Here is a 7010-nt window from a genome sequence, read left to right as displayed (position 1 = left end):
CTTTAGCCATTCAATTATTTTTTTTCGAAAAGATACGAAAAAAAACTTCGAAAAGCTTTTTATACGAAAATAGAGGAGAATATTTATAAATAGACTCATATTTCCAAGCTTCAAAATTGGAAGTTTTACGCTGAAACTTTATAACATTGGCATCATTTCGATTATTATGATAGCTCATATATGAACATCTCCTTTAATCACTTTTTAATTAATACTGATATTTTATGGGAAAGAATGTATAATTTACATGTGATTAATAAGTTGTTTCGGTTAGAATGCTTTCTTTTTATTGTTAAATTAGTTGGTTGTGTTTATAAAAATAAAGGGGAGTTGTATATGGATCAAATTGATTCAAAAATATTAGAGTTACTACAAAATAACGGTCGTATGTCAATGGTGGACTTAGGAAAAGAAGTAAATATGACTCAGCCAGCTGTTAAGGAAAGAGTCCGGAAGTTAGAAGACAAGGGGATTATTGAGAATTATCAAGCTGTTGTTTCACGGAAAAAGTTAGGAAAGGATACGACTGCATTTATTCTTTTTCAAGCAAATAACTGTAATCAATTTGTTGAGTTTTGTAGACAGTCACCGCATGTCATCGATTTATACAGAATTAGCGGACAATATAATTACTTACTAAAAGTGGCGACAAGTTCCTCGGAATCACTAGAGACTTTTAGTGATTCGTGTAATAAGTATGGACGTCCGACAATTTTGATGGTATTGTCTACGCGTTTTGAACAAAAAGTTATGCTTCCTGAACTTCTTTCAGAATAGGAATATATATTTGTAGGAAGAGAATCGTATTTAAACGACATTTAATGTATAGGATAGTAAAGCGGAATTTATGCGAAAAAGATGAGGGAATTAATGCGGAAAGCTCTTTGATTTCCTTGCAGAAAATGAATCTATCGTTGCTATTCATTCGAGTTCTACTATATAATAGCAATAGTCTAAAATAAGTGAGTCGTAAACTGCGACTTTTAGGACATTCGGTGAGAAAACGCTGGATGCAGCGGTATTACTAGGAGGAACTACATGATTACAGTAAGTAACGTAAGTTTACGTTTTGCAGATCGTAAACTTTTTGAAGATGTTAATATAAAATTTACACCAGGTAACTGTTACGGTTTAATCGGAGCAAACGGTGCTGGTAAATCTACATTCTTGAAAATTTTATCTGGTGAAATTGATCAATCAACAGGAGACATTCATATTACACCAGGTGAGCGTTTAGCTGTTTTAAAACAGAACCACTTTGAATATGAAGAATATCCAGTATTAGAAACAGTTATTATGGGCCATACACGTCTTTATGAAGTAATGCAAGAAAAGAATGCAATTTACATGAAAGAAGATTTCAGTGATGAAGACGGTATGCGCGCAGCTGAGTTAGAAGGCGAATTTGCCGAGTTAAACGGTTGGGAAGCAGAATCAGAAGCTGCAATTCTCTTAAAAGGATTAGGCATTGGTGAAGACCTTCATGCGAAAAAAATGTCTGAGTTAACAGGTGCAGAGAAAGTAAAAGTGTTACTTGCACAAGCTTTATTTGGTCAACCGGATATTTTATTACTGGATGAGCCTACGAACCATTTAGACTTAAAAGCAATTCAATGGTTAGAAAACTTCTTAATGAACTTTGATAATACAGTTATCGTTGTATCCCATGACCGTCACTTCTTAAATAAAGTATGTACGCATATGGCGGATCTTGACTTTGGTAAAATTCAACTTTATGTTGGTAACTATGATTTCTGGTATGAGTCTAGTCAATTAGCATTAAAGTTAACACAAGATGCTAATAAGAAAAAAGAAGAGAAAGTAAAAGAATTACAAAACTTTATTGCACGTTTCAGCTCGAACGCTTCAAAAGCGAAACAAGCAACTTCTCGTAAAAAATTATTAGATAAAATTACATTAGATGATATTAGACCGTCTTCTCGTCGTTATCCATTCGTTGGTTTCACACCAGAGCGTGAAGTCGGGAATGATTTGTTATCAGTGGAAGGTCTTTCTAAAACAATCGATGGTGAGAAAGTATTAGATAACGTGTACTTCACTGTTAATAAAGGTGATAAAATTGCATTCGTTGGACGTAATGAAATTGCAATTACAACGTTATTTAAAATTTTAGCAGGTGAAATGGAGCCAGATAGCGGTTCATTTAAATGGGGCGTTACAACATCTCAAGCATACTTCCCACGTGATAACTCTGAGTTCTTCAAAAATAGCGAATATAACTTAGTGGAGTGGTTACGTCAATTTTCGCCACAAGATGAGTCTGAAAGCTTCTTACGCGGATTCTTAGGTCGTATGCTGTTTTCTGGTGAAGAAGTGAAGAAGAACGTTTCTGTACTTTCTGGAGGAGAAAAAGTACGTTGTATGCTTTCCAAAATGATGTTAAGCGGTGCAAACGTAATAACATTTGATGATCCAACGAACCACTTAGACCTTGAGTCTATTACAGCATTAAACAACGGTTTAATGGCATTTAAAGGTACAATTTTATTTACATCTCATGACCATCAGTTCATTGAAACAATCGCAAATCGTATTATTGAAGTAACACCGAACGGTTTAGTTGATAAACAAACGACATATGATGAGTATTTAGAGAACGAAGAGCTTCAAAAACAAGTAGAAGCGATGTATAAAGAAGCAAAATAAACAGTAACATCCCCTTCATTTAGGGGATGTTTTTTTTGTTTTATTTTTTAAAATTTCTCCTTTTAATATGTCACAAGCAAATAGGTCAAATCGTTTTAAGGGTAAAGGGGGAATTAAAATGAAACATATTGTTATTTTAGGCGGAGGATTTGCTGGTATAAATTTATTAAATGGATTAAAAAAAGAATTAGGTTCTTCGTTAGGAAAAGAAGTGAAAATTACGTTAGTAGATAAAAATTCGTTTCATTTTCGGAAGGTTTTATTGTTTAAGTCAGTTGTTGAAGATGCGGATTTAAAAGTTCCATTAAAAAGGTATTGTACAGATGGAATGGAATTTATAAAAGGAGAAGCGATAACGTGTAATCATTCTGAAAAAGAAATAGATATAAAATTAGAAGACGAAAGAATAAGAACGATAAAATATGATTATCTTGTATTCGCTCTAGGGAGTGTCATTCAAGAAATTCCTAGTACGTTAGGCGGAACAACATTAAATAGTACGAAGACCGCAGTAGAGATAAGACAAAAATTGCTTTCTTTAATTCAACTAGCAAAAACAGAAGAAAATAAAGAAGTAAGGCGAGAACTATTGCGTATAGCTATTGCTGGAGGAGGGATTACTGGTATTGAGACTTCTGCAGAAATGTGTGTTTGGTTTAAAGAAAAAGTTCAAAAAGTAGGGCTTAATCCAGACGAGGTAGAAGTCATTTTGTTTGATTCAAAAGAACATTTATTACGCGGGGTTCCAGTAAAAGTAAGTGAACGATTAACATATGAACTCAAAAAGATTGGAATAAAATGCATCTCTAAAACGAGAGTGAAGAAATTTGAAAATGGTCAGTTACTTTGTACAAACGGAACAACATATGTAGCGGGAGAATGTGTTTGGACACCAGGTGTGAAAGTGAATCCTATCATTGAAACATTTCAGCTTCCATTGTCGAATGAGAACCAAATATTAGTAACTGATACGTACTGCATAAAAGGACATTCACATATATTTGCAATCGGAGACTGTGCAAGAGTAGTTGACAAAAAAATGAATCAAGTAGATGGAATGACGTGTAAAGAAGCAATTCCTCAGGCGACAAGATTAAGTAAAATTTTAAAGAATGAGATATATGGAATATCTAACTCAATTACTCACAAAGCGTATCCGGTAAAATTATATTGTATTAGTCTTGGACCTAATAATGGCTTCGTTTGGGTTCAAAAGTGGGGACTTGATTTCATTTTATCGGGTAAGATTGGTGCACGTATTCGTGAAAAAACGTGGGATCAGGCTAGTTTACTTGTCTAATTGCGCCGAATGAAATAGAAGGTGAGGATTTTTTCAATGGAAAACGCTGAACTGAGTCAATTGTATATTGAACATAAACCTCTTCTTTTCTCACTCGCTTATAAAATGACGGGAAGTATTGCTGATGCAGAAGATGTTATACAAGATGTATTTATAAAATTGAATGAATACGAATTGAAATACAGCAAAAATGTAAAAGCATTTTTATGTAAATTAGTTACCAATCGTTGTTTAGATTTGTTGAAATCTTCTAAGAAAAAAAGAGAGTTATATGTGGGGACATGGTTACCAGAACCAATTGCAGTAATTGAGACAGATCCATTACAGGAAATGATGATGAAAAATGATATGTCATATGCTTTGCTTGTACTATTTGAACAGTTGAATCCAATTGAAAGAGCTATTTTTATACTCCGTGAAGTTTTGGAATATGACTATGAAACGATTGCTGAAATTGTGCAAAAAAAAGAAGTAAATTGCCGTAAAATCTTAAGCAGGATAAAAAAGGTGCTTCCAGAGCTTGAAAAGCAAATTGTGGTCGAAAGTGTGAAAGAAGATCACGAACAAATCATTACATGTTTTATAAATGCTATTCAGCAAGGAAATACAAATTAAATGATGGAAGTTCTAGGGGAAGACATCGCATATTATGCAGATGGCGGCGGCAAAGTAACCGCTGCAGCTAAACCGATTTATGGTGCAGTGCGTGTACAACAGCTTCTTATTGTTTTAGCAAAAAAATTTCTTGCGAATCAAGACGAATACTATATGATGCAAACAAAGGTAAATGGCTGTCCCGGAATTGTAATCAGAAATCGTACTGGAATACAAGCGGTAATGAGTTTTGAATTTGAAGGAAATAAAATTAGATCTATTTATATCGTGTTAAATCCTGGCAAGTTAAAACATTTCTATATTGATATAGATCCAGTGAATTAGAAATGCGTTTGAAAAGTAGATTTTGCATACATGTAAATTATAAAAGGGCTGATTCTTATAATATAGAAATCAGCCCTTTTATATATGTTAAATTCGTTTATCATGCCAAAAGTTTAATTCGAAATGTTCGTTTTCATTATAACTGTCAAACTCATAGCCTTTTTCTTTTAACCCTTTAATAATAGCAGATACGGCAGAAACAGATTGTGGATGAATATCATGAAGCAGGATTACTTCTCTGTTTGTTTTTGCGCCTGCAATTACATTTTCTACAATTTTAGTAGAAGCAGCATCCACTGGCATTTTATTATACTTCCAATCTAAAGAATCGATAGTCCAGTCCCATACTCGCAAACCATTTTCAGCGACTTGATTTCGCAATGCTTCATTGAGGCCTGGCATAGAACCGTATGGTGGACGTGTTAATTTTGGAGCTTGTCCAATAATATTAGAAATTAACTTTTGATCTTCTTTCATTTCATTCACATAACCGCCTTGCTTGTATAGCTTCGCGAAGTCATGTGACATACTATGCATGCCGACATAGTGACCTTCTGCTAATTCTCGTTTTACTAAATCTGGATGTTCTTTCACGTTAGAGCCAATTAGGAAAAAAGTAGCTTTCGCATCATTTTGTTTTAATATATCCAATAGTTGAGCTGTGTATTTTCCTGGCCCATCGTCAAATGTAAGATAAGCAACTTTTCTAACTTGACCATTGTATTGTTCTGGCGTCGTTTTTGGAGCTAGTGCAGTTTGTATTTCACTTACTAGTTGAACAGATTGTGAAGAATCTTCTGTACTAGCTTTTGCAATGTGATTTGATCTGGTAGACACTCCGTATATGCATGAAATTCCTACACACATAATAAGAGTTCTTTTAAATAAAGTTACAAGAGATGATTTGTTACGCATAAATGTCCTTCTTTCTATTTCAATAATTCCATTCCTTTTCATTCTATTATATTAGTAAATTTATGTATAGTACTGTCAAAAAATATATTTACAAGTAAGAAAGTGATTTATGAAATAGATGCAAGATTTTTTGAGTTTTGTTGATTAATTGTGTTGTGAAATCATACATTTTAAAAAATATATGATTTTGGGGTGAAGTGGAATTATGAAGTTTTTTCAACGATTTATACAGAGGGAAAATTTAAATACACATGTAATCATTATGGGAGCAATTCTGCAAAAGCAAAAAAATAAAGAAGGAAACGAGCAACGTGGTGAAAGAATAGAAAGAGAAGAGAATATAGAAAAATATTTTCGTCCGTCATGCTTTCATGTTCTTAATAATCGCTTTAACTATCAATTTTTTGATCCTTTCATTGATAAGAAATACGATCAAATCGTTCTTTCCCCTTCGCTTATGAACTCACCAGAAAATACAATTATTCATTATTTTAGTGTTTTACGAGAAGCTGAAAATCTTACGAAAAATAAAGAGGGAGGATGCGGGACTGTTGGAATGTCAAAAATACCGTATCCAATTGCTTTTAACTTTTTTACAAGTCAATATCAAAAAAGAGTTTCCTATAAAAGCTATTTCCGTTCGTTTGAAGGAATTGGACATATCAATTTAATAAAATTAGAACCGTTACATCGAGATAAAAAATACCCAAAGGCAACTCGTTATTTTTTTGAAATGGAAACGATTGAAGGTTCAGCTAAAGGGGGAACATACTTTGCTTATTATTACGGCTATATTTACATAGAAAGGGAAAGCAATTCATACAAAATTGCTGATATCGAGCTATACGGTGAAGATTTTTTATGTGCAGCATATCATTTTTGGCAACATAATGCAGAGGAGGTTGTTGATACGAAGTTCGGGAATTGGTGTAAACTTGTAAAAGAAAAACTTCCAACAAAACAAGAAGGCTATACGAAACAAATTGATGTGATTGGAACTGATGGGAACAAATATCGCTTTGTATTTTTTCAACTAACAAATGATACAGATATTTTGGCCATGCAATATAAAAAGAATACGAAAGGCAAATGGGAGTTTATTGAAATCGATCCTGAAAAATGTTTATAAATTAATTTATATAAATACAAGTTGAAAAAACAGCATCCAACCTTTTTTAGGGGGGCGAGA

General features: G+C 33.3%; 7 protein-coding genes. 6 read left to right on the top strand and 1 reads right to left on the bottom strand.

From position 1 onward, the window contains the following. The first annotated feature begins 336 nt into the window (after positions 1-336). The 5 genes from V7024_RS19000 to V7024_RS18980 all read left to right on the top strand — a co-directional run bounded on the left by V7024_RS19000 (position 337) and on the right by V7024_RS18980 (position 4906). Entirely contained in the window at positions 337-777 is a 441-nt protein-coding gene (locus tag V7024_RS19000) for an Lrp/AsnC family transcriptional regulator (protein WP_335522720.1), read from the top strand. A gap of 261 nt (positions 778-1038) precedes the next feature. After that, positions 1039-2667 carry an ABC-F family ATP-binding cassette domain-containing protein gene (locus V7024_RS18995; protein WP_335522719.1) on the top strand — a complete coding sequence of 543 codons (1629 nt, stop codon included), beginning with the start codon at positions 1039-1041 and terminating at the stop codon, positions 2665-2667. Positions 2668-2785: 118 nt separating this feature from the next. Then, positions 2786-3967 carry an NAD(P)/FAD-dependent oxidoreductase gene (locus tag V7024_RS18990; protein WP_335522718.1) on the top strand — a complete coding sequence of 394 codons (1182 nt, stop codon included), beginning with the start codon at positions 2786-2788 and terminating at the stop codon, positions 3965-3967. A gap of 36 nt (positions 3968-4003) precedes the next feature. Further along, entirely contained in the window at positions 4004-4582 is a 579-nt protein-coding gene (locus V7024_RS18985) for a sigma-70 family RNA polymerase sigma factor (RefSeq protein ID WP_335522717.1), read from the top strand. Continuing rightward, on the top strand, positions 4583-4906 hold the full coding sequence (locus V7024_RS18980) for a hypothetical protein (RefSeq protein ID WP_335522716.1): 324 nt from the start codon (positions 4583-4585) through the stop codon (positions 4904-4906). Between the two features lie 87 nt (positions 4907-4993). Here the strand turns inward: V7024_RS18980 and V7024_RS18975 are convergent, their stop codons facing one another. Beyond that, positions 4994-5821, bottom strand: coding sequence for a peptidoglycan-N-acetylglucosamine deacetylase (locus V7024_RS18975; RefSeq protein ID WP_335522714.1), 828 nt, complete (start codon positions 5819-5821; stop codon positions 4994-4996). A 205-nt stretch (positions 5822-6026) separates the two neighbouring features. Here V7024_RS18975 and V7024_RS18970 point away from each other — a divergent pair, with 205 nt between their 5' ends. After that, on the top strand, positions 6027-6950 hold the full coding sequence (locus V7024_RS18970; protein WP_335522713.1) for a hypothetical protein: 924 nt from the start codon (positions 6027-6029) through the stop codon (positions 6948-6950). The last annotated feature ends 60 nt before the right edge of the window (positions 6951-7010 follow it).

It is taken from the genome of Bacillus sp. JJ864, assembly GCF_036963045.1.
Lineage (GTDB): Bacteria > Bacillota > Bacilli > Bacillales > Bacillaceae_G > Bacillus_A > Bacillus_A pseudomycoides_C.
This window is presented reverse-complemented; position numbering and strand designations above follow the sequence as displayed.